This is a genomic window from Modestobacter sp. URMC 112, from assembly GCF_053502575.1.
This window is the reverse complement of sequence record NZ_CP199957.1, coordinates 4,021,180-4,043,076: the sequence shown is the minus strand read 5'-3', so window position 1 is coordinate 4,043,076 and position 21,897 is coordinate 4,021,180. Positions and strand designations below refer to the sequence as shown.

Below are 21,897 nucleotides of genomic sequence, written 5' to 3'. Positions count from 1 at the left end.
TCAGCGGCGGGGCGGGGTGCCGGGCAGGGCGCCGGTGGTCACCAGCTCGTCGGCGACGTCGCGGAGCTTGCGGTTCGCCTGCATGGAGGCGGCGGCCAGCGCCTGGAAGGCCGCGTCCGCGCCCAGCCGGTGCCGCTCCATCAGGATCCCCTTGGCCTGGTCGATGACGGCGCGGGAACGCGCCGCGACCTCCAGGTTCGCCGCCAGGCCGCGGGCGTCCTCGTACAGGTACCGGTTGCCCACCGCGACCGCCGCGTGCTCCCCGAACCGGACCACCGCGTCCCGGCCCGACTCGTCGAAGGCGGCCGGCTCGCGGGCGTAGACGTTGAGCGCGGCGCACAGCTGGTCGTCCAGCCGCATCGGCACCGAGATCGAGCTGTAGTTCCCGTGCTCGGCGGCCCGCCGCGCGTACTCCGGCCAGCGGGTGTCGGTGCGGGTGTCGGTGATCTCGATCAGCTCGCCGGTGCGCGCCGCGGTCAGGCAGGGACCCTGGCCCTCGGCGTACTGCTCCTCGTCCAGCTCGGTCGCCAGCGCCCCCGAGGTCGCGACCGTGGTCGCCCGCCTCATCGCCAGGACGGAGATGGAGGCATCGGGGTCACCCGGCAGCACGGTCACGGACAGGTCGACCACCGCCTGCAGCAGCTGTCCGGTGGAGTGCGCGGGCAGGTTGAGCAGGGCCAACTGGTCCAGCGCCTGGCCGAGGCCGGTCGTCGACGTCTCGTCGTTCGTCATGGCCGGTCACCTCCTCACCACGTGCACCGGACAGTACGGGGCTCGGCGCACGGGCGTCGGCGACGCCCGACCCGGCCCACCGTGGCGACGCGAGCTGCGCGAGGATGGTCGTCCGCCCGCGTCCGACCGCCCCAGGAGCCCGCCGTGACCCTGCCCCCACCGCCGGCCGCGATGGTCGTGCCCGCCTTCTTCGTCAAGCAGCGGATCACCGTCATGGTCAACCGGTACGAGATCCGCGCCGCGAACCCCGACGGCACCGAGGGCCAGCTGATGGCCCTCGCCGAGCAGAAGCGGATGAAGCTCAAGGAGGAGGTGGTCTTCTACGCCGACGAGTCGAGGAACCGCCGGGTCTTCTCCTTCAAGGCCCGCCAGCGTCTGGACGTCTCCGCCGAGCACGACGTCTACGACGAGTACGGCATGCCGCTGGGCATGTTCAAGAAGGAGTTCGGCGCCAGCCTGATCCGCTCCACCTGGAACCTCGACACCCCGACGCTGAGCGCCGTGGGCCGGGAGCGCCGTCCGGTGATCGCCGTCCTGCGCCGGGTGTGGACGCTGCTTCCCTACGTCGGCGACGTCTGGGTGCCGTTCGTCTTCCACTTCGACTTCGTCGACCGGGCCAGCGGAGCGGTGGTCATGGTCAGCGAGCGGCAGAAGGCCATCCGCGACCGGTACGCGGTCACCGTCCCGGACGTCCGGCTGGACTTCCGGGTCGCGGCGTCGATGGCCGTGGCGCTGGACGCGCTGCAGAGCCGCTGACCCGCCCCGCCGGCCCGGGTCAGGAACCCGGGTTGGCGCAGTCGGCGGACCCGACGTCCTCGAAGTCCCCTCCGGCGGCGCGGACGAACTGCCAGTCGTAGCTGCTCTCGTGCAGGTTCAGCTGGAGGACGCCGAAGGTGTCGTTGTTCCAGGCCTCCGAGTGCTCCCGGGCCTCGGTCCGGTCGTAGAGGCTCTTGCCGCCGGTGCCCACCACGAAGGACGGGATCCCGTCGGGGTCGGCGTTCCCGTCGGCGTCCAGGGGGCCGAACCGCTCGTAGGAGTGCGAGTGGGCGGTCAGCACGAGGTCCACGCCGGCCTCGTCCAGCTGCTCCCACACCCGCTTGACCCGCCGGCTGTCGCCGTGCTGCTCGTCGGAGGAGAACCTCGGCCGGTGGAAGAACGCGAGCGTGCACGGGGCGTCGCTCGCGGCCAGGTCCTCGGCGAGCCAGGTCCGCTGTTCGCCGTCCTTGTCCAGGCAGTCGTCGTCGCACTCGCTGTTGAGGGCCACGAAGTGCCACCCGCCCGCGTCGAAGGAGTACCAGCCCTTGTCGCGCTCGCCGGCGGTCTCCCCGAAGTACCCGTAGTAGCCGGTGCCCTCGCTCTTGCCGAGCTCGTGGTTGCCGGGGACCGGGCGGGTGATGTCCTTGAACCGGCCCCAGGTCGGGTCGTAGGACTCCTCGAAGTCCTCCAGCCCCCCACTGGGGTACTGCAGGTCGCCCAGGGCGAGGACGACGTCGGGGTCCATGTCCAGCACGACGTCACTGGTCGCCTCGTGCTGGCAGGAGTTCTCGTCGACGTTCCCGTCCACGTCGCAGGCTATGTCCCCGGCGGCCGCGACCACCAGCCCGCCGCTCGGCTGCTCCTCGCCCCCGAGGAGACCCGGCCTGGTGAGCACGACGACCAGGGCCGCCACGGCCAGCAGCACCGTCGCGACCGCGATCCACACGACCGTCCGCGACCTCCTCCGGGGACCCTGCTGACGCGGTTCGCTCATGGCCCCATCGTGCCCTGTGCCCGGGGCGGGGCCCGGGAGCCTCGACCGGCCAGCCGCGGAGCCGACGCCGTGGCCGAGCGGGAGGACCGGGGAGCGCTCAGACGGTGCTGAGCGGTCGCTCCCCGGTCGACGAGCCGGTCCGCGGGCGCGGCCGGCCGGTGGAGGGTCCGACCGGACGGCGGGGCCAGGACAGCACCTCGTCAACGGGGGAGGCCGCGGTCGGGGCCGGGAGCCGCAGGTCGGCCAGGGACATCCAGAGGGTGTGCCGCAGACCGCCGACGACGCACTGGACGCGCAGCCGGCAGACGTCGGGACCGTCGTGCCGCCAGCCGAGCAGGACGCCGGGGAGCCAGCCGCCGGCGTGGGCGAACTCCACCGCGAGCGGGTCCCGCAGCGCCGACGTCAGCACCTGGTCAGCCACGGTGCGGACTCTATGAGACTGTTCGCACACGCTCCGTGAGGCGCGCGAGGGGGCGGTCCGGCCCGTCGCCGTCCCGGGGTCAGGCGCTCGGGCGTACCGCGCCGATGTAGCCCGACCAGCGCATCGAGGTCACCCGGACCGACGACCCGGACTGCGGTGCCTCGAGCATCCGGTCGCCGCCCAGGTAGACCGCCACGTGGTGGATGGTCGCCGGGTCGGCCGTGTCGGTCGCCCAGAACACCAGGTCACCGGCCTGCAGGGCGGAGCGGGCCACCTTCGGCAGGGCGGCGTACTGCGCCCGGCTGTTGCGGGGATCGAGATGCCGGCCTGGGCGTAGGCGTACCCGGTCAGTCCCGAGCAGTCGAAGCCGACGACGCCGTCGTCGATGCCCCATCCCAGGCTGGGCCCGGTCAGGGAGCCGCCGCCCCAGGCGTAGCGGGTGCCGATCCAGCGCATGCCGGCGTCGATCGCGGTCTGCGCCGCCGACGCGGAGCCGGCGCCGGCGGGCGTCGAACGGACGGCGGGGGCCGGCGCGGGTGCGGCCGCCGCCTGCGCCCGGGACTCCTCCTGGAGCCGCTGGGCGGTCGCCGCCTCGGCGGCCCGTTGCCGGCCGTGCTCCTCGGCGGCCGCGCGGGCGCCCTCGAGGCCGAGCAGCATCAGCTGCGCCGAGTCGAGCTCGGCCTGGACCGCCGACCGCTGCGCGTCCAGCGCCGCGGCCTGCGACCGGGCGTCGGCCTCCAGTCGCTCCGCGGCGGCCAGCGCGGCCGCCGCCTCCTGCTGCAGTGCGTCGGCGGCGGCCAGGGCCGTGCGCGCGGCCGCGTCGGCGGCGGCGGCCTCCTGCTGGGCTGCGGTGACCTGGGCCAGGACGTCGACCTCGGAGCGTCCGGCGGCGTCGAGCAGGGCGACCCGCTCCAGCACCTGCGCGGGGCCACCGGCGCCCAGCACCGCGGACATGCCGGTCGTGGTGCTGCCCTGCACGTAGCTGAGCCGGGCGAACGCAGCGACCTGGGCGCGGGCGTCGGCGAGCTCAGCGTCGGCCCGCCGGGCCTCGTCGGTGGCGGCCGTCGCGGCGACCGCGGCGGCCTCGTACTCGGCCTGGGTGGCCTGGAAGCCGTCCAGCGCGATGGCGGAGGCGGCGCGGGCAGCGTCGAGCTCGGCCTGGGCGCCGGCCAGCTGCCCCGCGAGGACCCCCACCCGCTCTGCGGCGGCGTCCTTCGTCTGCTGGGCGGCGCTGATCTCGGCGTCGGACGGTGTGGTCGGCGTGGCCGAGGCTGTGGCCGGTGCGACGCCCAGGCAGACCGTCGCCGCGAACAGCACCCCGGCCGCCCGGCGCGCCGTCCGTGCCGCCGTCCGCCGTCCCGGCCCCACCGTGCGTGCCGACCTCGGTCCCCACGACCTCGTTGCCCACGTACCCGACTCCTCGCGTGTCCGGCGCGCCGTCCTGGTGCGCCGGTGCCGACCCGCCCGCGCACCGTCCGTGGTGCGCTGGTGCAGTGATCGACCCGAACGGCGAAGGACTTGAGGAGGTGATGCCCTCACCGCCGGCGACGGCGGTCCCGAGGGGCGCCGCGGGCCCGGACCACGGGCGAGCGGGACGCGCCTCCAGCTGAGAGGCTGCAGGGGTGTCCAGTCCAGCGCCGGCCGGCCGCCGGGAGGTCCGCTGCGGGACGGTCGCCCGGGTGGTGGTCGGGACGGCGGCCGCGGCCCTGGTGCTGCTGTCCGGGTGCACCCGGCTGCAGCTGGAGGCGGAGACCGAGCCGGTCGGTCAGGCGGCGCCGGCGAGCGTTCCCGCCACCGTCACCGCCCAGCCCGGGTCCAGCCCGACCCCGGTGGCCACGCCCGCGGCGCCCGACCCCACGCCCGCATCGCCCGACCCCACCCCGGCTGCGCCGGACCCCGCTCCCGCGCCGCCCGACCCGGCCCCTGCGCCACCTGACCCGGCGCCGGCGCGCCCGGACCCCGCCCCCGTGCCCAAGGGCAGTGCCCCGGAGGACGCGGCGCCCGCCGTCCCGGCGCCCTTCGGCGCTCCGACCACGCCGCCCAGCGCCACGTCGCTGGCCTGCGACGCCGTCGAGGAGGAGCTCACCGACGCGGTCATCCGGTACGAGGTCCAGGCGCTGGCCGAGGACGGTCCCAGCGGCGGCGACCGGGCCGCCGCCGGAGCCGACATGACGGCGGCGATGGACCGGGCCCGCGAGGCGGCCCGGGCCGCGCCCGGGCTGGCGGCGGCCGCCGGGGCGGCGATGGCGGAGACCGCGGCCCTGCGGGACGGGCTGGCCACCGTCGCGGACCTGTCCGAGGAGGACGCCGAGGCCTGGCGGGACGCCCGCGACCGGCTCGAGGACTGGTGCGCGGAGCAGGGCTGAGCCGGCTTCCGGGGCCGGCCGGGGAGGCGGGGAAGGCCTGCGGGCGCGACCGGGTTGCACCGGGCAACCGACCCGGAAGGCCTGTCCCATGAGCATCCCGCTGTCCGTCCTCGACCTCGCGCCGATCCTGCGCGGCCAGTCCGTGAGCGACAGCATCGCCGCCAGCGTCGCGCTCGCCCAGCGTGCGGAGGAGCACGGCTACCGGCGCGTCTGGTACGCCGAGCACCACAACATGGCCCGCATCGCCTCCTCGGCGACGAGCGTGCTGATCGCGCACGTCGGCGCCCGGACCGACCGGATCCGGCTCGGCGCGGGCGGGGTCATGCTGCCCAACCACTCGCCGCTGACCATCGCCGAGCAGTTCGGCACGCTCGACGCGATGTACCCCGGCCGGATCGACCTGGGCCTGGGCCGCGCGCCCGGGTCGGACCAGAACACCATGTACGCGCTGCGCCGCGACCCGAACTCCGCCGACTCGTTCCCGCAGGACGTGCTGGAGCTGCAGGGCTACCTGGTCGGCCGCACCCGGGTGCCCGGGGTGGACGCCGTCCCGGGCAAGGGGTCGGACGTGCCGCTGTACATCCTGGGCTCCTCCACGTTCGGGGCGCAGCTCGCCGCCGCCCTCGGCCTGCCGTACGCGTTCGCCTCGCACTTCGCGCCGCAGGCGCTCGAGACCGCCGTCGCCCTCTACCGGCGGGAGTTCCGGCCCTCCGAGCAGCTCGACGAGCCCTACGTCATCGCCGGGGTGAACGTCATCGCCGCGGACACCACCGCCGCGGCGCGGGACGCCTTCGGCGCGGTGCGCCGGACGCTGGCCACCGGCCTGTTCGGCCGGGGCCGCAGCTTCACCGACGAGGAGGCCGACCTGCTGCTGTCCCAGGGGGCCGGTGCGCACGTCGACTCGATGCTGACCCACACCGCGCTGGGCACGCCCGCCGAGGTGCGTTCCGCCCTGGCGGACTTCCGCCGGCTGGCCGACGCCGACGAGCTGATCGTCGCCCACCAGTCGCCGACCACCGAGGAGCGGCTGCGGTCGGTCACCCTGCTCGCCGAGGCGATGGAGACCGTGCGGGCGTAGCCCCCGGTGGCCCCGTCGGGGAGGGTGGCGGAGAGGGCATGGCCCGCGACCTGCGCAGCTTCGTGATGGACGCCGAGGCTGCGGTCGCGCCCGTCCGCGTCCCCGCGGGCGGGCTGCTGCCGATGCGCACCGCGGCGGTGCCGCTGCCCGGCCACGCCGCGGCCCTCGCCGTCGGCTGCTGACCCCGGCCGGCCGCGGCATCCGGTCGACGTCACAGCGCGGCACGGCACAGCGTCGGGCGCAGGGTCGTTGTACCCGGTGTGACGCTCCGCTTCCTCGTCCTCGGTGACTCCCTGGCCTCCGGCACCGGTGCCGCACGGCCGGCCGACACCCTCGGCGCCCGGCTCACCCGGGCGCTGGCGGACGCCGGCCACCCGGCGCAGCTGACCGTGGTCGCCGTCCCCGGCTCCACCTCGCTGGACCTGGCCGCCCAGGTCCGCCGGGCCGCGCCGGCCGACCTGGCGCTGCTCGTGGTGGGCGCGAACGACCTGACCCGCCAGGTGCCCCCGGCGACCGCCGCCGGCGCGCTCGGCGCCGCGGTGCGCGAGCTGCGCGCCCACGGGGCCGAGGTGCTCGTCGTGCCCACTCCCGACCTGTCCTCGGTCGCCTGGGTGCCCCCGGCGCTGCGACCGCTGGTGGCCGCGGTCTCTGACGGGCTGCGCGCCCGGCAGACCGCGGTCGCCGAGGCGGCAGGCGCCGTCGTCGCGCCCGTCTCCGCGGCGCTGTCCCGGGCCTTCGAGGCCGACCCGGCGCTGTTCTCCGCCGACCGCTTCCACCCCTCGTCGGCCGGCTACGCGCTGGTCGCCGACGCGCTGGCCCCGCACCTGCTCGAGCTCGCCGCCCGCCGGGAGGCCGACGCCGCCTGAGCGAGGACCCCGCTGCCCCCCGCGACTCGCACGCTCGTCACGGGTCCCTGCAGCGGGGCCGGCAGCGGTCAGGCCCCGTCCCGAGGCTCGCCCCGAGCTTGCGAGGGGTGAGGAGGACGGGGTCCTTCGTCCGCCGGGTCGAGGTCGACCAGCAGCGCCCGGTGGTCCGACAGCGGCATCGCCCGGGACTCCGCGGCCCGGACGGCGCCGAACTCCCCGCGCAGCAGCACGTGGTCCAGCTGCCGGTCCGGGGTGTGCACCGGGAACGTCGGTTCGGCGGCCAGCGTCCGGTAGCCGGTGACCGTCGCCGGGGCGGGCGGGGTCATGTTCAGGTCGCCCACCAGGACCAGCGGCCCCGGGAACGCCGTCAGGTCGCGACGCAACCGGCGCAGTTGCACCCGGTTCCACCCGGGCACGAACGACAGATGGGTGTTGACCACCGTCAGCGGACCGTGCGGGGTCTCCACGACCGCCACCACCGCCGTCCGCGGCTCCTCGCGCACCACGATCACCTTGCGGGGGTCGCGCAGCCACAGCGGGAAGCGGAACGGCACGGTCGGCAGCCGGACCACCTGCCAGCTGGACACCGGGAGACGGGACAGCAGCGCGATGCCGTAGGCCGCCGTCCCGGGCTGCTCCTCGCCGGTGGCCGCCATCCAGGTGGCGCCGGGCGTGCCTGCGACGGCCGCCACGAACCGGTGCGCGACCGCACCCATCGCGTCGGCCGCGACCGCCGTGAGGTCCGCCAGGTGCGAGCGCGGCTGGTCCCGGTCCACCTCCTGCAGGGCCAGCACGTCGGCGTCGAGGTCGGCGACCGCGCCGGCGAACCGGTCGAGGTCCACCCGGTCGTCGACCAGGGACCGGCCGTGCAGGATGTTGAAGGTCGCGAGGCGCACGCGTGAGCGCTACCCGTCCGGGTAGCCGCACACCCGACCCCGCCGCCGACATCCCGGGAGCCCCGGTGACCGCCGAGTTCCGCGAATCGCTCCGCACGGCGCTCAAGCGCACCGCCTCGGCGCTCAAGGCCGACGGTGTCCCCTTCGCGCTCGCCGGCGGCTACGCCCTGTGGGCGCACGGGGCGCCGGAGTCGGAGAACGACGTGGACTTCGTCGTCGCCGAGCCCGACACCGAGCAGGCCGCCGCCGTGCTGGCCGCGGCGGGCCTCGAGATCGAGCGCCCGCCGGAGGACTGGCTGTTCAAGGCAGCGCTGGACGGCGTCGTCGTCGACGTGCTGCACCGCATCGTGGGCGAGCCGGTGGACGCCGCGCTGCTCGAGCGCTCCACGGAGATGGACCTGCTCGGCATCCGGCTCCCGGTGCTGCCGGCCACCGACCTGCTGTCGAGCAAGCTGCGCTCGATGACCGAGCACTACTGCGACTTCGGGTCCCTGCTGCCGCACGCCCGCGCGGTCCGGGAGCAGCTGGACTGGGAGCGGCTGCGCCGCGAGGTCGAGGGCAACGACTTCGCCGCGGCGTTCCTCTTCCTCACCGACCGGCTGGGCATCAGCGGAGGCTGAGCGCCTCACCTGGACGGGGGAGGTCCACACCGGGCGCCGGCGCCGCGGTCGAGGTCGCGGCACGTCCGTCCGACACATCTCCCATGTCATGGCCCACAGCCGACCGCCGCCGGGCGTCCGACCGCCTGCCGGTCGACCGGCGTCTGCGCGTGCTCCGCGGGGTCAGCACCGTCCTCGTCAGCGCCTACGTGCTGCTGACGGCGGCCCCCGCTCTCGGGCTGGGCGGTTCCACCGGACTGCTGGTCCCCGGTGGGTAGGGACTGGTGCTGGTGGCCGAGGGCGTCGAGGACCAGCAGACGATCGACGAGCTCACCGCCCTGGACTGCGACGTGGTGCAGGGCTACCACGTCAGCCGCCCGCTGCCGCCCGACCAGCTGCACGCCTGGCTGCGCGCCCGCGCGGCGGTCCTGACCGCCTGAGGACGGCGAACGGGCCGGCACCCGACATGGGTACCGGCCCGTCCGGCCTCCCTGCAGGGTCCCGCCGCGAGCGTGCGAGCGGCGGGGGCAGGGAGGTCCTTCGTCAGGAGGCCGGGACCCCGCCGGCTCGGAGGGCACCGAGCAGGTCGTGGTTCAGCCGGGAGATCGTCTCCATCGAGATGCCCTTGGGGCACACGGCGGAGCACTCGCCGATGTTGCTGCAGCCGCCGAAGTCCTCGGCGTCCTGCTGGGCGACCATCTTGAGCACCCGGGCGTCGCGCTCGGGCTGGCCCTGCGGCAGCAGCCCCAGGTGGGACACCTTGGCCGCGGTGAACAGCATGGCCGACCCGTTGGGACAGGCCGCGACGCAGGCGCCGCAGCCGATGCAGGTGGCCGCGTCGAACGCCGCGTCGGCGTCCTTCTTAGGCACCGGCACCGCGTGGGCCTCCGGGGCGGTGCCGGTGGGCACGCTGATGAAGCCGCCCGCGGAGATGATCCGGTCGAAGGCCGACCGGTCGACCGCGAGGTCCTTGATCACCGGGAACCCGCCGGACCGCCACGGCTCGACGTCGATGACGTCGCCGTCCTTGAAGGACCGCATGTGCAGCTGGCAGACGGTGGTCTGCCCCGGGCCGTGCGCGATGCCGTCGATCATCAGCCCGCAGGAGCCGCAGATGCCCTCACGGCAGTCGTGGTCGAAGGCGATCGGGTCGTCGTCGCTGAGGATGAGCTGCTCGTTGAGCACGTCGAGCATCTCGAGGAAGGACATGTCGGGCGAGACGTCGGTGACGTGGTAGCTCACCATCTTGCCCTTGACGGCCGGGTTGACCTGCCGCCAGACCCGCAGGGTCAGGTTCACGTGTAACTCCGCTGTGCCAGGTGGACGTACTCGTAGACGAGGTCCTCACGGTGCAGCACCGGCGGGGTGCCATCCGGGGTGTACTCCCACGCGGCGACGTAGGCGAAGTTCTCGTCGTCACGCAGCGCCTCACCCTCAGGCGTCTGGCTCTCGGCGCGGAAGTGGCCACCGCAGCTCTCGTTGCGGTGCAGCGCGTCGACGCACATGAGCTCGGCCAGCTCGATGAAGTCCGCGACCCGGCCGGCGTGCTCCAGGTTCTGGTTGAAGGTCCCCTGCTCGCCGGAGACCTTCACGTTGGTCCAGAACTCCTGCTTGATCTCGGGGATCCGGTCCAGCGCCTTGCGCAGGCTCTCCTCCGAGCGCTCCATGCCGCACAGGTCCCACATCAGCCGGCCCAGCTCGCGGTGGAACGAGGCCACCGTCCGGGTCCCGTTGATCGACAGCAGCTTCGCCGTCTGGGCCGCGACGGCCTCCTGCGCCTCCACCGCGGCCGGGTGGGTCTCGTCGACCTTGGGGAAGGGACCGTCGGCGAGGTAGTTGGCGATCGTGTTCGGCAGCACGAAGTAGCCGTCGGCCAGGCCCTGCATGAGGGCGCTGGCACCCAGCCGGTTCGCACCGTGGTCGGAGAAGTTGGCCTCCCCGATCACGAACATGCCCGGGATCGAGGACTGCAGGTCGTAGTCGACCCACAGTCCGCCCATCGTGTAGTGCACGGCGGGGTAGATCCGCATCGGCGTGGAGTACGGGTCCTCGCCGGTGATCTGGGCGTACATGTCGAAGAGGTTGCCGTACTTGGCCTCGACCGCCGGGCGGCCCAGCCGCGCGATGGCCTCGGCGAAGTCCAGGTACACCCCGAGCCCGTTGGGCCCGACGCCCCGGCCCTCGTCGCAGACGTTCTTGGCCTGCCGCGAGGCGATGTCGCGGGGGACCAGGTTCCCGAACGCCGGGTACTTGCGCTCGAGGAAGTAGTCGCGCTCCTCCTCGGGGATGTCCATGGCAGCGCGCTCGTCGCCGCGCTCCTTGGGCACCCACACCCGCCCGTCGTTGCGCAGCGACTCGCTCATCAGCGTGAGCTTGGACTGGTACTCGCCGTGCACCGGGATGCACGTCGGGTGGATCTGGGTGTAGCAGGGGTTGGCGAACAGCGCGCCCTTCTTGTGCGCCCGCCAGATCGCCGTGGCGTTGGAGCCCTTGGCGTTGGTGGACAGGTAGAAGACGTTGCTGTACCCGCCGCTGGCCAGCACCACCGCGTCGGCGAAGTGCGAGCTGATCTTCCCCGTGATCAGGTCGCGGGCCACGATGCCGCGGGCCCGGCCGTCGACGACGATCAGGTCAAGCATCTCGGTGCGCGGGTGGGTCTCGACGTTGCCGAGGCCGATCTGCCGCTCCAGGGCCTGGTAGGCGCCGTAGAGCAGCTGCTGGCCGGTCTGGCCGCGGGCGTAGAAGGTGCGCGACACCTGCGTGCCACCGAAGGACCGGTTGTCCAGCAGGCCGCCGTACTCGCGGGCGAACGGCACGCCCTGGGCGACGCACTGGTCGATGATGTTGGTGCTGACCTCGGCCAGCCGGTGCACGTTGTTCTCCCGGGCGCGGAAGTCGCCGCCCTTGACCGTGTCGTAGAACAGCCGGTGGACGCTGTCGCCGTCGTTGCGGTAGTTCTTCGCCGCGTTGATGCCGCCTTGCGCCGCGACGCTGTGCGCCCGCCGCGGGCTGTCCTGGAACCAGAAGGACTTGACCCGGTAGCCGGCCTCGGCCAGCGTCGCGGCGGCCGAGCCGCCGGCCAGGCCGGTGCCGACGATGATCACCGACAGCTTGCGGCGGTTGGCCGGGTTGACCAGCCGGGCGCGGAACTTGCGCTCCTCCCAGCGTTCCCCGATGGGGACGTCGGTGGGCGCGGCTGTGTCGGTGATCGGGTGGCCCTCGGTGAAGAGTTCGAGTGTCATCAGGTGCTCCTGTCTCAGCCCACGAGTCCGAAGAAGACGGCCACCGGGGTCACCAGGAAGCCGGCGATGAGGACGGTCGAGAAGACCGTGGCGAACACGTTCACGATGCGCTCGCGGCGGCGGTTGGTCTGTCCCAGCGTCTGAGTCGCGGCGAAGATCCCGTGCCGCAGGTGCCAGCCCAGCAGGACGAGGGCCACCACGTAGAACAGCGTGATGAACGGGTTGGAGAAGCTGGCGATCAGCCGGTCGTAGGGCGTCGAGTCCGTGCCGACCGGGTTCACCGAACCGACGGTGAGGTCGAGGATGTGCCAGATGATGAACAGCAGGATGATCAGACTGCCGTAGCGGACGGTGCGGGAGGCGAAGCTCTGCTGCACCCGCTTCTTGGTCACGTAGCGCACCGGCCGGGCGCGCCGGGCCTGCCGCCACAGCGAGATCGCGGCCCAGAAGTGCGCGACCACCGACACCAGGAGCACGACGCGGACGATCGTCAGGACCGTCTGCGGGGGGACCGCCGGCTCCCCGACGTGGCGGATCCACTCCGAGTACTCGTTGAACGACTCGGCGCCCTCGAACACGTGCAGGTTGCCGATCGCGTGGGCGACCAGGTAGGCGATCATGATCAGCCCGGTGACCGCCATGATGACCTTCTTGACGACCGAGTTCGAGAACCGCCCGGTCGAGGTGGCCCTGCGCTGGGCCGGCTGCTGCGTCGTCACTGTCGCCACTGGCCCAAGGTACGTCCACTGCCCAGCCAACACCCAGGTGAACGCACCGTGACACGTCTCATGTAAGGCGACCCTCTCCGCCCGGTTGCCCGTGGCGTCGCCCGGCAGGGGATCATCGGGACGGCGCGCCCTCGCGACGGGGGACGCGACCCCCATGAGCGGCCGCAGGAGAGGACGACGACGTGGCAGGACCCACCCGAGGTTTCCTCGGTCGCAGCCGGGCTCCCCGGGACCCCCGGCTGCCCCCCGGCCAGTACGACGCCGGAGCGGACTGGCCGGTGCTGACCGCCGAGCCCACGCCGCGGATCAGCCCGGAGACCTGGAGCATCACCGTCGACGGCAAGGTGGAGAACCCGACCACCTGGAGCTGGGAGGAGGCCCACCGGCTGCCGGCCGCCGAGTACCGCGGCGACATCCACTGCGTCACCACCTGGTCGAAGTTCGACACCCACTTCGGCGGGATCAGCGTCGACTCGCTGCTCGAGGTCGCCCGGCCCACCGCTGAGGGCCGGTTCGTGATGGCCACGTCGAAGACCGGCTACACCACCAACCTCCCGCTGGAGGACGTGACCGGCGGCAAGGCGTGGCTGGTGTGGGAGTACGACGGCAAGCCGCTGCCGGTCGAGCACGGCGGCCCGGTGCGGATGCTGGTGCCGCACCTGTACTTCTGGAAGAGCGCCAAGTGGATCAGCCGGATCACCCTGCTGGAGCGCGACCAGCCCGGCTTCTGGGAGCAGAACGGCTACCACGACCGCGGGGACCCGTGGCGTCAGCAGCGCTACCAGGGTGACTAGTCCCGGCAGCCCGCCGGGCCGGCGGTTGCGCGCCCCGGCCGGGGGGTGGCGGACGGCGACGGTGGCCGGGGTGCGCCGTCCGCTGGCCCGGTCGGTGCAGCTGCGCCTGGACGTCGCCGACCGGGTCGACCACCTGCCCGGTCAGCACTACGTCGTCCGGCTCAGCGCGGAGGACGGCTACACCGCCCAGCGGTCGTACTCGGTCGCCTCGGCCCCGGGTGACCCGCTGGTCGAGCTGTTCGTCGAGCGGCTGGACGACGGCGAGGTGTCCACCTACCTGGCCGACGTGGTGCAGCCCGGCGACGTGCTAGACGTCCGCGGCCCGATCGGCGGCTGGTTCGTGTGGGAGGGGGAGGAGCCGGCCCTGCTGGTGGGCGGCGGGAGCGGCGTCGTCCCCCTGGTGGCGATGGTCCGGCACGCCCGTGCCCTGGACCGGCTGGACCTGCTCCGGATCGCCGTCTCCAGCCGGACGCTGGCCGAGCTGCCCTACGCCGACGAGCTGCGCGCGGCCGGTGCGCTGGTGGTGACCACCCGGGAGGCGCACGGCATCCGGCCGGCCGCCCGGCTGACCGCCGTGGACCTGCTGCCGCTGTGGGAGCCGGGCCAGACCGCGTTCGTCTGCGGGTCGACCCCCTTCGCCGAGGCGGCGAGCCAGCTGCTGGTGGGCATGGGCGTGCCGCCGGCGTCCGTCCGGGTGGAGCGGTTCGGCGCGTCCGGGGAGCCGGTGCCCCCGGTTTGAGGCCCGGGGGACCCCGCCGGGGCCCGGACGGGGGCGGCTACCGTTGTCGCCGCCACCGTGCTTAGGTGTGCCTTGCCTCATCATCTCCCTGGAGGACCCACCGTGACCTGGCCCGGGCGCGCCACCGCCACTGCGACCGTCGCCCTCAGCCTCGCCGGCGTGCTGGCCGGGTGCGGCGCGGACGACGCCGCCGCGGCCGAGACGCTCACCGTGTACAGCGCCCAGCACGAGAGCCTCGTCCGCACGATGGTCGAGGGCTTCACCGACGAGACCGGCATCGAGCTGGAGTTCCGGGACGCCAACGACGCGGAGCTGGCCAACCAGATCGTGCAGGAGGGCGAGGCCTCCCCGGCCGACGTGTTCCTCACCGAGAACAGCCCGTCGATCGACGTGCTGGACCGCGAGGGGCTGCTGGCACCACTGGACGCCGCGACGCTGGAGCAGGTCGGGGAGCCCTACCGGCCCGGGTCGGGCAACTGGACCGGGTTCGCGGCCCGCTCCACCGTGCTGGTGCACAACCCCTCGGTGCTGCCCGCCGCGGAGCTCCCGGCCTCGATCCTCGACCTGGCCGGCCCGGAGTGGGAGGGGCGGATCGGCATCGCCGCCGGCGGCGCGGACTTCCAGGCGATCGTGGCCGGTGTCCTGGCCCTGCGCGGCGAGGAGGAGACCCGCACCTGGCTGGCCGGGCTGGAGCGCAACGCCGACGTCTACCAGAGCAACACCGCCGTCATGAAGGCCGCCGACGAGGGCGAGATCGACGCCGGCGTCATGTACCACTACTACTGGTACCGCGACCAGGCCGAGCAGGGCCTGCAGAGCGACGACGCCGCGCTGCACTACTTCCGCAACCAGGACCCGGGCGCGTTCCTCAGCGTCTCCGGCGCCGGTGTCCTGGCCTCCTCCGACCAGCCGGAGGCGGCCCAGCAGCTGGTCGCCTACCTGACCAGCCCGGCGGCGCAGGAGCGGCTGGCCGACAGCTCCGCGCTGGAGTACGCGGTCGGCGCCGGGGTGGCCTCGGCCGAGGTGCTGCCCCCGCTGGAGGAGCTCCAGGCCCCCGACGTGGACCCGGGGTCCCTGGATCAGCAGACGGTGACCGAGCTGATGCAGGAGGTCGGGCTGCTCTGAGCGCACCGGCGGCGGCTGCAGGCCCCGGGACGCCGGCACCGCCGGCGACCCGGGGCCCGTCCGCGCGCGCCGGGGGCCGGCTGCGCCGGTCCCCGGTGACCTTCCTGCTGGCCGCGGCGGTGGCGGCGCTGGCGCTGCTGCCGCTGGGCTACATCGCCGTCTACACGGTCGACGTCGGCTGGACCGGTGTCCGGGAGCTGGTCCTCCGCGACCGGGTGGCCGACCTGCTGTGGAACACCGTCCGGCTGTGCGCCGGCACCGTGGCCTGCTGCGTCGTCCTGGGGGTGGGCGCCGCCTGGCTGGTGGAGCGGTCCTCGGTCCCGGTCCGCCGGCTGTGGCACGTGCTGCTGGTCGCGCCGCTGGCGGTGCCGGCCTTCGTGAACAGCTACGCCTGGATCTCCCTGCTGCCCTGGCTGGACACCTACGCCGGGGCGCTGCTGGTGGTCACGCTGTCCTACTTCCCGTTCGTGTACCTGCCGGTCGCGGCGTCCTTCCGCGGTCTGGACCCCGCGCTGGAGGAGACCGCCCGGGGGCTCGGGCTGGGGCACGGCGCGGTGTTCTGGCGGGTGCAGCTGCCGCAGCTGCGGGTGGCCGTGCTCGGCGGCAGCCTGCTGGTGGCGCTGCACCTGCTGGCCGAGTTCGGTGCCCTGCAGATGCTCCGCTTCCCGACCTTCACCACGGCGATCTACGACCAGTACCGGGCGACGTTCAACGGTCCCGGGGCCACCATGCTGGCCGGGGTGCTGGTGCTGCTCTGCCTGCTGCTGCTGCTGGCCGAGCTGCGGCTGCGCGGCCGGGCGGGGTACGCACGCACCGGCGCAGGGGCCGCCCGTCCGCCGCGCCCGGTGCCGCTGGGGTGGTGCACCGGTCCCGCCGTCCTCGGGCTGGCCGCCCTGGTGGGCCTGGCCCTGGTGGTGCCGCTGGCCGGTGTCACCTACTGGCTGGTGCGCGACACCACCGCGAGCCTGGACCTCGCCCGGCTGGCCGGCACGGCCGGGACGACGCTGGCGCTGGCGGCCACCGCCGCGCTGGCCACGACCGCGCTGGCGCTGCCGACCGGCTGGCTGGCGATCCGGGCCCGCGGGCGGGTGTCCACGCTGCTGGAGCGCAGCACCTACCTGGGCAGCTCGGTGCCCGGCATCGTCGTCGCCCTGGCCCTGGTGACCATCAGCATCCGGGCCACGCCGTGGCTGTACCAGACCACGCCGGTGCTGCTGGCCGCCTACGCGGTGCTGTTCCTGCCGCGGGCCCTGGTGAACGTCCGGGCGGCGGTGGAGCAGTCGCCGCGGGTCTACGACGACGTCGCGGCCTCCCTCGGCTCCTCGGGCCCGGACCGGCTGGTCCGGGTCACCCTCCCGCTGCTGGCCCCCGGCCTCGGCGCGGGGGCGGCGCTGGTCTTCCTCGCGGTCGTCACCGAGCTGACCGCGACGCTGCTGCTGGCGCCCACCGGAACGGCCACGCTGGCCACGGCGTTCTGGTCGGCGAGCAGCGCGCTGGAGTACAGCGCCGCAGCGCCGTACGCCCTGCTGATGGTCCTGCTCTCGGCACCGGTCACGGTGCTGCTCTCCCGCGACGCCCGACGAGGTCTGACGACATGAGCTCCCTGACCGTCCAGCAGCTGACCAAGTCCTTCGGGTCGACCCCGGTGCTGGCCGGCATCGACCTCACCGTGCCCAGCCACGGCCTGACCGCCCTGCTGGGCCCCTCCGGGTGCGGCAAGACCACGCTGCTGCGACTGATCGCCGGCTTCGAGGAGCCGGACGCCGGCACGGTCGTCCTCGGCGGCACCGTCGTCTCCGGGGGTGGGCGCACGGTCCCCGCGCGCCGGCGCGGCATCGGGTTCGTCCCGCAGGAGGGCGGGCTGTTCCCGCACCTGACGGTGGCCGGCAACGTCACGTTCGGGCTGCCGCGGCGGGAGCGCCGGGACCTCGGCCGGGTCTCCGAGCTGCTGGCGGTGGTCGGCCTGGACGCTGCCCTGGCCGACCGGCACCCCCACCAGCTCTCCGGCGGTCAGCAGCAGCGGGTGGCGCTGGCGCGTGCGCTCGCCCCGCGGCCCTCGCTCGTGCTGCTGGACGAGCCGTTCTCGTCCCTGGACGCCTCGCTGCGGGAGGAGACCCGCCGCGCGGTCGCCGAGGCACTGCGCGCCACCGGGGCCACCGCGGTGCTGGTCACCCACGACCAGGCCGAGGCGCTGTCGATGGCCGACCAGGTCGCGGTGATGCGCGGCGGCCGGCTGGTGCAGCTGGCCGACCCGCAGACGCTCTACCGCCGCCCCGGCGACCTGGACACCGCCGCGTTCGTCGGGGACGCCGTGGTGCTGCACGGCGACGTGCGCGCCGGGACGGCGGAGTGCGCGCTGGGTGCGGTCCCGGTGCCCGGGTGCCCGGACGGGCCGGCGCGGGTGATGCTGCGCCCCGAGCAGCTGCGGCTGGGCAGCCCGGTCGACGGCGCGACCGTCGGGGTGGTGCACAGCGTGGACTTCTACGGCCACGACGCCCGGGTGCTGGTCGACCTGCCGGCGGGGCTGCAGGTCGCCGCCCGGCTGGACGGTGCCGACCTGCCCGCGGGCGGCCAGCGGGTGGCCGTCTCCGTGACCGGTGCCGGCCTGGCCTTCCCGGTGGCCGCTGCCGCGGCGCGGGAGCCGGTCGCCGCGCCCTGAGAGCTGCCCGCGGCAGGGCCGGTTCACGGCGTTCAGTTAGGTGTGCCTAAGCTCACCTGCGTGGATCTTCTCGTCTTCACCGTGGACCCCGACTGCGCCCACGACGTCGTCGCCGCCGGGGCGGCCGGCATCGTCGTGGACTGGGAACGGCGCGGCAAGGCCCGCCGCCAGCGGGGGGAGGGCACCCAGATCAACAACGACACACCCGCGGACCTGCGGCGGGTCCGGGCCGCCACCGACGGCCGGGTGCTGTGCCGGGTCAACGGCTTCGGGCCCTGGACCGCCGGGGAGGTCGAGGAGGCGCTGCGCTGCGGCGCCGACGAGGTCCTGCTGCCGATGGTCCGCGACGCGGACGAGGTCGACCGCACCCTGGAGCTGGTGGCCGGGCGCTGCGGGCTGGGCATCCTGGTCGAGACCCAGTCGGCGGTCGACCGGGCCGCCGAGCTCGCCGCCCGTCCGCTGAGCCGGGTCTACGTCGGCCTCAACGACCTGCGCATCGACCGCCGGTCCGACGAGCTGTTCCGGCCGCTGGTCGACGGGACCGTGAGCGGCGTCCGGGCGCACGTCCGGATGCCGTTCGGGGTCGCCGGGCTGACCCTGCCCGGTGGCGGCTCCCCGGTGCCCACCCGGCTGCTGGCCGCCGAGCTCGTCCGGCTGCGCACCGACTTCACCTTCCTGCGCCGCTCCTTCCACGCCGACATGGCCGGCCGGGACCCCCACGTCGAGGTGCCGCGGATGCTCGCCGCCCTGGCGGACCTGCGCGCGGCGACCGCCGCTCAGGCCGCCGCCGACCGGGCGGCGTTCGTCGCCGCGGTGGACGCCGGCCGGCCGGGACGGCGCCTGGTGCCCGCCACGCCGGTGACGGTCGGCGCCGCGGTGCCCCAGCCGGCATGAGGGCCCTGGTCACCGGCGCCGGGGGCTTCGTCGGCCGGCACCTGGTCGACCGGCTCACGGCCGACGGCTGGGACGTCGTCGCGCTCACCCGGGCCTCGGTCGACCTGGCCGACCCGCGGGCCGGGGCCGCCGCGGTGGCGGCGGCCGACCCCGACGTCGTCTTCTCCCTCGCCGCCGGGCGGGCCAAGGCCACCGCCGCCGAGCGGGCCGCCACGACCGCGGTGAACACCAGCCCCTGGCTGGTCGACGCGCTGCCCGACCGGTGCCGCGCCGTCGTCCGGCTGGGCTCCTCCACCGAGTACGCCGCCGCGCCGCACCCGCTCACCGAGGACGCCGCCCTGCGCCCCCGCGGCTTCTTCGGCGCCACCAAGGCCGCGGGCTCCCTGCTGCTGCAGGCCGCCGCCGCCGAGCGCGGTGTGCGCGCGGCGGTGCTGCGGGCCTTCCAGGTGTACGGCCCGGGCGACCACGCGACCCGGCTGGTGCCCACGGTGCTGCGGGCCGCGTCCACCGGCGGCGTGGTGCCGCTCCCGGCGCAAATCAGCCGGCGGGACTGGGTCTGGGTCGGGGACGTGGTGGACGCCTGCGTGCGGGCCGCCCTGGCCGACGACCTGGCGCCGGGCGCGGTGCTCAACATCGGCACCGGCAGGCAGACCAGCACCGAGGAGCTGGTCGCCACCGCCGCCGAGGTGACCGGCCGGCCGGTCCACACGGCCCCCGGGGCGCACCCCGGCCGGTCCTGGGACACCGCCGACTGGGTCTGCGACCCCTCGGCCGCGGCCCGGCTGCTCGGCTGGGCGCCGACCGTGACCCTCGCCGAGGGCCTCGCCCGCACCTGGGCGGCTACGCCGGCCCCGGTCGGGGTGGCGCCGTGACCGCGGGCCGAGTGGCCGTCGTCGTTCCGGTGTACCGCAACGCCGCCACGCTGCGCCCGCTCGCCGAGCGGCTGGCCGGCACGCTGCGGGGCCGGGACTGGCGGCTGCGGCTGGTGGTGGACGCCTCCCCGGACGACAGCGCGACCGTGGCGCGCGGGCTGGCCCGGTCCGAGCCGCGGATCGCGGTCACCGTCCTGGACCGCAACGTCGGCCAGCACGCCGCCCTCACCCGCGGCCTGGCCGACGAGCCGGACGCCGCCGCCTGGGTGTGCCTGGACGCCGACCTGCAGGACCCGCCCGAGGCCCTCCCGCTGCTGCTGGACCGGCTGGCCGCCGGGGACGTCGGCGCCGTGTTCGCCGGCCGCCGCGGGCGCTACGAGTCGCTGTCACGCCGGGTCACCGGCAACGCGCACCGGTGGCTGGCCGGCCGGCTCACCGGCCTCCCACCCGACGCCGGCGCCTTCCTGGCGATGGGGCCGGCGGTGCGCGCCGCCGTGCTCGGCGCTGGGGCGCCCAGCGTGGTGCTGGCCGTCGGCACCTCCGGGCAGCCGGTCACCAGCGTCCCGGTGGCCCGCGACGTCCGGACCGTGGGGGAGTCGGCCTGGACCGGCCGGGCCCGCATCGTCCAGTCCGCCCGGTCACTGGCCTGGGCGGCCCGGCACCGCGCCCAGCCGTCCCAGCTGCCTAGCGGTCCCATCGCTGCAGCAGCAGGTCGGTCCTGCCGGCGGGGAACTCGTACCGCTCGGTGGGGGACAGCCCCGCGCCGGTGAGCGCGGCGTCGTCGTCGGTCGGCACCGCCTCGCCGTCGATCAGCCGGCGCACCAGCCAGACGCGGTCCGCGCCGCCGGGGGGGTCCTCGGGCGGGAGCACGACGTCGGGGCGCAGCTGCGGCGCGGAGGTCCGCACGTAGTGGTCCAGCCCGGTGGCCGACCGCTGGTCGGCGGCGACGACCGGCTCCCCGGGCCGGTGCAGCCGGGCCAGCAGCGCCACCAGCTCGTCGGACCGCTCGCGGGGCTGCCGCTCGGCGAGGGGGGCGGCGGACAGCAGGCAGAACGCCACGAGCAGCGCCGCCACCGGGCCGCGGGCCTCCCGCGGCAGGGAGCACGCACCGGCCGCGGCCAGCACGCCGAGGCCGATCAGCCCGACCAGCAGGTACCGGGGGTGGTACACCGGGCGCAGCTGCTCGGCCGCGACGAGCAGCGCCAGCGGCACCAGCACCCAGGCCGCGCCCACGACGCGGACCCCGCGGGCCCGCAGCGCGCCGACCAGCGCCAGGCCGATGGTCAGGTACAGCGCCGGTCCGCGGCCGCCCGCCCAGGCCTCCGCGGCCAGCTCGGCGAGCTCGCCGCCGGTGTCGCGCAGGTGCTCGGCGTTGCGCCCGCCGGTTCCGTTGGCCAGGTTGACCCCGATCAGTGCCAGCGTCGGCAGCCCGGCCAGCACGCCGGTGACCGCGACGGGCAGCGCCCGGCGTCCCCGCAGGAGCAGCGCCGCCACCACGAAGGCGGCCAGCACCGTCCCGGCGTACCAGTGCGCCAGGCCCATCCCGGCGCCGGCCAGGCCGAACAGCAGCCGGCCGCGCGCCGGGTCCTGCAGCCAGCGGGTCAGCCCGAGCAGTGTCCCGCCGGTGGCCAGCACGGCCAGCCCGTAGCTGCGCGCCTCCACGGACTGCTCCAGCAGCAGCGGGCTGCAGGCGGCGACCACCCCGGCCAGCACGCCGGTCGCGGTGCCGGCCAGCCGGCTCACCGACCGGGTGACCAGCGCCAGCCCGCCCGCGGTCGCCAGCAGGGACAGCACGCGCAGGGACGTGTCCCCGCCCAGCCCCGGCAGCGTCCCCCAGGCCCAGGTCACCACGTAGTAGGGCGCGTTGTAGGACGGCGGGACGTCGGCCAGATAGCTCGTCGTCCCCCGCCCCTCGACGACGGCGGTGAAGATCGTGCCCAGGGGACGGCGGGACACCTCGGCGGTGAAGAGCTCGTCGAACCACAGGCCGTGCCCCGGGAGCAGCAGGACCGTGCCGAGGGTCAGCAGCAGGAGCGGGCCGGCCAGCTCCCAGCGCGACCAGCCGGCCGGCGCGGCCGCGGGGACGGCGGCGTCCGTCCGGCTGCGGGGACGGACGGTCGTGGACACTTCGGAGAG

At 75.1% G+C, this 21,897-nt stretch carries 24 protein-coding genes and 1 pseudogene; 16 read left to right on the top strand and 9 right to left on the bottom strand.

Going from position 1 to position 21,897, the window contains the following annotated elements:
- The gene (locus ACWIX6_RS19265) at positions 1 to 732 is read right to left on the bottom strand and encodes a GAF and ANTAR domain-containing protein (protein WP_448614046.1); all 732 of its coding nucleotides are present in this window, start codon (positions 730 to 732) and stop codon (positions 1 to 3) included.
- Positions 733 to 876: 144 nt separating this feature from the next.
- Here ACWIX6_RS19265 and ACWIX6_RS19260 point away from each other — a divergent pair, with 144 nt between their 5' ends.
- Positions 877 to 1,488, top strand: coding sequence for a hypothetical protein (locus tag ACWIX6_RS19260; RefSeq protein WP_448614045.1), 612 nt, complete (start codon positions 877 to 879; stop codon positions 1,486 to 1,488).
- 19 nt (positions 1,489 to 1,507) lie between these two features.
- On the opposite strand, the gene ACWIX6_RS19255 is transcribed toward ACWIX6_RS19260, so the two are convergent.
- The 3 genes and pseudogenes from ACWIX6_RS19255 to ACWIX6_RS19245 form a co-directional block, all read right to left on the bottom strand.
- The gene (locus ACWIX6_RS19255) at positions 1,508 to 2,482 is read right to left on the bottom strand and encodes a metallophosphoesterase family protein (RefSeq protein ID WP_448614044.1); all 975 of its coding nucleotides are present in this window, start codon (positions 2,480 to 2,482) and stop codon (positions 1,508 to 1,510) included.
- Positions 2,483 to 2,579: 97 nt separating this feature from the next.
- Positions 2,580 to 2,903: a hypothetical protein gene (locus ACWIX6_RS19250; protein WP_448614043.1), complete on the bottom strand. Its 324-nt coding sequence runs from the start codon at positions 2,901 to 2,903 to the stop codon at positions 2,580 to 2,582.
- Positions 2,904 to 2,982: 79 nt separating this feature from the next.
- Positions 2,983 to 3,359 (bottom strand): annotated as a pseudogene (locus ACWIX6_RS19245) (C40 family peptidase).
- A gap of 1,166 nt (positions 3,360 to 4,525) precedes the next feature.
- Between ACWIX6_RS19245 and ACWIX6_RS19240 the strand changes: the two are divergent.
- From ACWIX6_RS19240 to ACWIX6_RS19225, 4 genes are all read left to right on the top strand, one after another.
- Complete coding sequence (locus tag ACWIX6_RS19240; protein ID WP_448614042.1) at positions 4,526 to 5,269, top strand: hypothetical protein; 744 nt, start codon at positions 4,526 to 4,528, stop codon at positions 5,267 to 5,269.
- Positions 5,270 to 5,357: 88 nt separating this feature from the next.
- Positions 5,358 to 6,347, top strand: coding sequence for an LLM class flavin-dependent oxidoreductase (locus ACWIX6_RS19235; RefSeq protein WP_448614041.1), 990 nt, complete (start codon positions 5,358 to 5,360; stop codon positions 6,345 to 6,347).
- A gap of 38 nt (positions 6,348 to 6,385) precedes the next feature.
- A complete protein-coding gene (locus ACWIX6_RS19230; protein ID WP_448614040.1) occupies positions 6,386 to 6,529 on the top strand; it encodes a hypothetical protein in 144 nt (47 codons plus the stop codon).
- Between the two features lie 78 nt (positions 6,530 to 6,607).
- Positions 6,608 to 7,213 (top strand): GDSL-type esterase/lipase family protein, encoded by a 606-nt coding sequence (locus tag ACWIX6_RS19225; RefSeq protein ID WP_448614039.1) that lies wholly within the window; start codon positions 6,608 to 6,610, stop codon positions 7,211 to 7,213.
- A 68-nt stretch (positions 7,214 to 7,281) separates the two neighbouring features.
- Here ACWIX6_RS19225 and ACWIX6_RS19220 read toward each other — a convergent pair whose 3' ends face one another.
- The gene (locus ACWIX6_RS19220; protein WP_448614038.1) at positions 7,282 to 8,109 is read right to left on the bottom strand and encodes an endonuclease/exonuclease/phosphatase family protein; all 828 of its coding nucleotides are present in this window, start codon (positions 8,107 to 8,109) and stop codon (positions 7,282 to 7,284) included.
- Positions 8,110 to 8,174: 65 nt separating this feature from the next.
- Here ACWIX6_RS19220 and ACWIX6_RS19215 point away from each other — a divergent pair, with 65 nt between their 5' ends.
- From ACWIX6_RS19215 to ACWIX6_RS19205, 3 genes are all read left to right on the top strand, one after another.
- Entirely contained in the window at positions 8,175 to 8,729 is a 555-nt protein-coding gene (locus tag ACWIX6_RS19215) for a nucleotidyltransferase (RefSeq protein WP_448614037.1), read from the top strand.
- Between the two features lie 83 nt (positions 8,730 to 8,812).
- The gene (locus ACWIX6_RS19210) at positions 8,813 to 8,986 is read left to right on the top strand and encodes a hypothetical protein (RefSeq protein ID WP_448614036.1); all 174 of its coding nucleotides are present in this window, start codon (positions 8,813 to 8,815) and stop codon (positions 8,984 to 8,986) included.
- Between the two features lie 6 nt (positions 8,987 to 8,992).
- A complete protein-coding gene (locus tag ACWIX6_RS19205; protein WP_448614035.1) occupies positions 8,993 to 9,148 on the top strand; it encodes an EAL domain-containing protein in 156 nt (51 codons plus the stop codon).
- A 103-nt stretch (positions 9,149 to 9,251) separates the two neighbouring features.
- Here ACWIX6_RS19205 and ACWIX6_RS19200 read toward each other — a convergent pair whose 3' ends face one another.
- The 3 genes from ACWIX6_RS19200 to ACWIX6_RS19190 are packed head-to-tail and all read right to left on the bottom strand — an operon-like array spanning position 9,252 to position 12,678.
- Positions 9,252 to 10,007: a succinate dehydrogenase/fumarate reductase iron-sulfur subunit gene (locus ACWIX6_RS19200; protein WP_448614034.1), complete on the bottom strand. Its 756-nt coding sequence runs from the start codon at positions 10,005 to 10,007 to the stop codon at positions 9,252 to 9,254.
- Positions 10,004 to 11,950, bottom strand: a complete 1,947-nt coding sequence (locus tag ACWIX6_RS19195) for a fumarate reductase/succinate dehydrogenase flavoprotein subunit (protein WP_448614033.1) — start codon at positions 11,948 to 11,950, stop codon at positions 10,004 to 10,006. The genes ACWIX6_RS19200 and ACWIX6_RS19195 overlap by 4 nt, the downstream gene beginning before the upstream one ends.
- Before the next feature lie 14 nt (positions 11,951 to 11,964).
- Positions 11,965 to 12,678 (bottom strand): succinate dehydrogenase cytochrome b subunit, encoded by a 714-nt coding sequence (locus ACWIX6_RS19190; RefSeq protein ID WP_448614032.1) that lies wholly within the window; start codon positions 12,676 to 12,678, stop codon positions 11,965 to 11,967.
- A 182-nt stretch (positions 12,679 to 12,860) separates the two neighbouring features.
- Here ACWIX6_RS19190 and ACWIX6_RS19185 point away from each other — a divergent pair, with 182 nt between their 5' ends.
- The 8 genes from ACWIX6_RS19185 (at position 12,861) to ACWIX6_RS19150 (ending at position 20,531) form a co-directional block, all read left to right on the top strand.
- Complete coding sequence (locus tag ACWIX6_RS19185; RefSeq protein ID WP_448614031.1) at positions 12,861 to 13,472, top strand: sulfite oxidase-like oxidoreductase; 612 nt, start codon at positions 12,861 to 12,863, stop codon at positions 13,470 to 13,472.
- On the top strand, positions 13,465 to 14,211 hold the full coding sequence (locus ACWIX6_RS19180; protein ID WP_448614030.1) for an FAD-binding oxidoreductase: 747 nt from the start codon (positions 13,465 to 13,467) through the stop codon (positions 14,209 to 14,211). Before ACWIX6_RS19185 ends, ACWIX6_RS19180 begins: the two co-directional genes overlap by 8 nt.
- 102 nt (positions 14,212 to 14,313) lie before the next feature.
- Positions 14,314 to 15,336 carry an iron ABC transporter substrate-binding protein gene (locus tag ACWIX6_RS19175; RefSeq protein ID WP_448614029.1) on the top strand — a complete coding sequence of 341 codons (1,023 nt, stop codon included), beginning with the start codon at positions 14,314 to 14,316 and terminating at the stop codon, positions 15,334 to 15,336.
- 95 nt (positions 15,337 to 15,431) lie between these two features.
- On the top strand, positions 15,432 to 16,934 hold the full coding sequence (locus ACWIX6_RS19170) for an ABC transporter permease (RefSeq protein ID WP_448614028.1): 1,503 nt from the start codon (positions 15,432 to 15,434) through the stop codon (positions 16,932 to 16,934).
- A complete protein-coding gene (locus ACWIX6_RS19165; RefSeq protein WP_448614027.1) occupies positions 16,931 to 17,995 on the top strand; it encodes an ABC transporter ATP-binding protein in 1,065 nt (354 codons plus the stop codon). The genes ACWIX6_RS19170 and ACWIX6_RS19165 overlap by 4 nt, the downstream gene beginning before the upstream one ends.
- 60 nt (positions 17,996 to 18,055) lie before the next feature.
- The gene (locus ACWIX6_RS19160) at positions 18,056 to 18,889 is read left to right on the top strand and encodes an aldolase/citrate lyase family protein (protein ID WP_448614026.1); all 834 of its coding nucleotides are present in this window, start codon (positions 18,056 to 18,058) and stop codon (positions 18,887 to 18,889) included.
- On the top strand, positions 18,886 to 19,761 hold the full coding sequence (locus tag ACWIX6_RS19155) for an NAD-dependent epimerase/dehydratase family protein (protein ID WP_448614025.1): 876 nt from the start codon (positions 18,886 to 18,888) through the stop codon (positions 19,759 to 19,761). Before ACWIX6_RS19160 ends, ACWIX6_RS19155 begins: the two co-directional genes overlap by 4 nt.
- Positions 19,758 to 20,531 (top strand): glycosyltransferase, encoded by a 774-nt coding sequence (locus tag ACWIX6_RS19150; protein WP_448614024.1) that lies wholly within the window; start codon positions 19,758 to 19,760, stop codon positions 20,529 to 20,531. Before ACWIX6_RS19155 ends, ACWIX6_RS19150 begins: the two co-directional genes overlap by 4 nt.
- Here ACWIX6_RS19150 and ACWIX6_RS19145 read toward each other — a convergent pair.
- Positions 20,446 to 21,888, bottom strand: coding sequence for a hypothetical protein (locus ACWIX6_RS19145; protein ID WP_448614023.1), 1,443 nt, complete (start codon positions 21,886 to 21,888; stop codon positions 20,446 to 20,448). The two genes, ACWIX6_RS19150 and ACWIX6_RS19145, sit on opposite strands and share 86 nt — an antisense overlap.
- Positions 21,889 to 21,897: the final 9 nt, after the last annotated feature.

Bases quoted from the DNA above. Each gene is read 5' to 3' on its own strand.
- ACWIX6_RS19235 (WP_448614041.1), top strand. From the start codon at position 5,358: ATGAGCATCCCGCTGTCCGTCCTCGACCTCGCGCCGATCCTGCGCGGC.
- ACWIX6_RS19155 (WP_448614025.1), top strand. From the start codon at position 18,886: ATGAGGGCCCTGGTCACCGGCGCCGGGGGCTTCGTCGGCCGGCACCTG.
- ACWIX6_RS19255 (WP_448614044.1), bottom strand. From the start codon at position 2,482: ATGAGCGAACCGCGTCAGCAGGGTCCCCGGAGGAGGTCGCGGACGGTC.
- ACWIX6_RS19230 (WP_448614040.1), top strand. From the start codon at position 6,386: ATGGCCCGCGACCTGCGCAGCTTCGTGATGGACGCCGAGGCTGCGGTC.
- ACWIX6_RS19195 (WP_448614033.1), bottom strand. From the start codon at position 11,950: ATGACACTCGAACTCTTCACCGAGGGCCACCCGATCACCGACACAGCC.
- ACWIX6_RS19210 (WP_448614036.1), top strand. From the start codon at position 8,813: ATGTCATGGCCCACAGCCGACCGCCGCCGGGCGTCCGACCGCCTGCCG.
- ACWIX6_RS19165 (WP_448614027.1), top strand. From the start codon at position 16,931: ATGAGCTCCCTGACCGTCCAGCAGCTGACCAAGTCCTTCGGGTCGACC.
- ACWIX6_RS19265 (WP_448614046.1), bottom strand. From the start codon at position 732: ATGACGAACGACGAGACGTCGACGACCGGCCTCGGCCAGGCGCTGGAC.